Below are 2,523 nucleotides of genomic sequence, written 5' to 3'. Positions count from 1 at the left end.
GCGGCCGCCCGTGACCACGTCCGCACCGAGACCGAACGGCTGCGCGCCGAACTCGAGGCCGCCCGCAAGGAGGCCGAGTCGCTGCACCGCAAGCTGCGTTCGGCGCTCAGCGACGTCAAGCGGGGCGAGGCCGCGCAGCGCAAACTCCGCGGCGAGCTCGACGAGGTCAAGGCGCACGCCCAGGCCCAGGTGTCCGCGGCGGAGAGCGAGGGCCGGCGCCTCAAGGCCCGGCTGTCCGAGACCGAGGCGGCCCTGGAGGCCAGCCGCAAGGCGGTCCGGGAGGGCCGCAGCATCGAGGACATGCGCGCCCGGCTGCTGCTGGACACCGTGCTGGAGGCCGCCCAGGGGCTGCGCCGCGAACTCGCCCTGCCCCCGGTGTCGGTGTGGCCCGCCGAGACCGTTGACGCGGTGGAGCCGGGCCGGATGACGCCCAAGGACATCGCCGCCCGGGCGCTCTCCGAGGACGACCCGGCCATCCTCGACCAGCTGCTCGCGCTGCCCCAGGCCCATCTGGTGGTCGACGGCTACAACGTGACCAAGACCGGTTACCCGCAGATGCCGCTGGAGCAGCAGCGGCTGAGACTCCTGGGCCAGCTCTCCGCGCTGGCCGCGCAGACCGGCTGCGAGGTCACCTGCGTCTTCGACGGCGCGGAGCTGGCCGCACCGGTGCTGCTGGCGCCGCCGCGCGGGGTACGGGTGCTCTTCTCCAAGCCGGGGATCACCGCCGACGAGCTGATCCGCCAGCTCGTGCGCGCCGAACCCTCCGGCCGGCCGGTCGTGGTGGCCTCCACCGACCGCGAGGTCGCCGACGGCGTGGCCCGCGCGGGCGCCCGTCCGGTCGCCTCCGCGGTGCTCCTGAAGCGCTTCAGCCGCGGCTGAGCACCACCGGCGCCCCTTCTGCCACATCACCGCACCTATGGGCGAGTTGACCGTTTCCGGTCGCGACGCAAAGTCATCCGGACGTCACCACAGGTGAGTTGCGTGCAAAGTTTGCAGGCGAGGGCGAGATTTTTCACCTGAGGATTTGAACTGATCACAGGAGGGTCACTAGGGTCAGAGCCCTCGAACCTTCGCTCGGGTGTTCGCTCAGAGGGAGTGACGGCGAAGGCTCACCGCCCGCCAGGTGTGCTCTCCGGCAGGCGGCTGAAGGAAGAAGGAGACCGCCCACGTGGCGTCCCACCGTCGACCCAAGCAGCCGAGCCGCGCACGCGTCACCGTGCTGACCACCGCCGCGGCCGCCGCCGTCGTCCTCGGCGGCAACTCCGCCCAGGCCGCGCCCGCCAAGCCCAGCAAGGGCGAGGTCAAGGAGAAGGTCGACAAGCTCCACGAAGAGGCGGAGCAGGCCACCGAGAAGTACAACGGTGCCAAGGAGAAGCAGAAGAAGCTCGAGAAGGAGATCGACGCCCTCCAGGACAACGTGGCCCGGGGGCAGGAGGATCTCAACGAGCTCCGTGACGCGATCGGCATGGCGGCCGCCGCCCAGTACCGCAGCGGCACCATCGACTCCTCGATGCAGCTCTTCCTCTCCGCCGACCCGGACGACTACCTCGACAAGGCGTCCACCCTCGACCAGTTGAGCAACCAGCAGGTCGAGGCCCTGGCCGAGATCCAGGACAAGCAGCGCGAGCTCGCCCAGCAGCGCCAAGAGGCCACCACCAAGATGGAGGACCTCTCCGACACCACCGAGGAGCTGGGCAAGCGGCAGCAGGAGGTCAAGGGCAAGCTGGCCGAGGCCCAGAAGCTGCTCAACTCCCTCACCGCCGCCGAGCGGGCCGAGATGGCCCAGGACGAAGCCAAGTCGGCCCTGCAGTCGGCCTCCCTCGCCGGCGGGGGCGGCGCCGCCGCCTCCGGCCGCGCCGCGGACGCCTTCGCCGCCGCCCAGAGCAAGATCGGCACGCCGTACTCGTACGGCGCCACCGGCCCCGGCTCCTTCGACTGCTCCGGCCTCACCTCCTGGGCCTACGGCCAGGCGGGCGTCGGCCTGCCGCGCACCTCCCAGCAGCAGGCCAACTACGGCACGCGCATCGGGATGAGCGAGCTCAAGGTCGGCGACCTGGTCATCTTCTACAGCGACCTGCACCACGTCGGCCTCTACGCCGGCAACGGCCAGGTGCTGCACGCCCCGCGCACCGGCACCTTCGTGCGCTACGAGTCGATCAACAACATGCCGTTCCAGTTCGGCGTCCGGGTCTGACCCTCCCGCCGAACGGTCCCCGCCGGTCCGGACCCGCCGCCGAAACCCGGCGGCCTTCACCCGGTCGGATGAAACCGGGCGACCCGTACTGACCGCGCGCCCCGCCGATGACCTGCGTCAGAGGCGGGGCGCGGGCATGTTCGGACCCGGCGGTCTTTGGAGGAGGCCCCGGGACGGGGCTACTGTCTGGCGCGTTTCCCCCGCCACCGTGGGGAGCGGTTCCGTCGCCGTGCGTGACGGTCCCGCAGGTCCGTCAGGTTCGTCAGCCTCGAAGGGAGTGCGGTTTCCCGTGGGTTGTCATCGCCGCCTCGCACCTCGCCGCCTCGCGC

General features: G+C 71.4%; 2 protein-coding genes. Both read left to right on the top strand.

Going from position 1 to position 2,523, the window contains the following annotated elements:
* Positions 1 to 879 (top strand): NYN domain-containing protein (locus HW445_RS26505; RefSeq protein ID WP_180223409.1); only part of this gene is annotated, 879 nt, incomplete at its 5' end.
* Positions 880 to 1,168: 289 nt separating this feature from the next.
* The gene (locus tag HW445_RS26500; protein ID WP_180223408.1) at positions 1,169 to 2,194 is read left to right on the top strand and encodes an NlpC/P60 family protein; all 1,026 of its coding nucleotides are present in this window, start codon (positions 1,169 to 1,171) and stop codon (positions 2,192 to 2,194) included.
* Positions 2,195 to 2,523 lie beyond the last annotated feature (329 nt).

The organism is Streptomyces sp. UH6 (assembly GCF_013421635.1).
GTDB lineage: Bacteria > Actinomycetota > Actinomycetes > Streptomycetales > Streptomycetaceae > Streptomyces > Streptomyces abyssomicinicus.
This window is presented reverse-complemented; position numbering and strand designations above follow the sequence as displayed.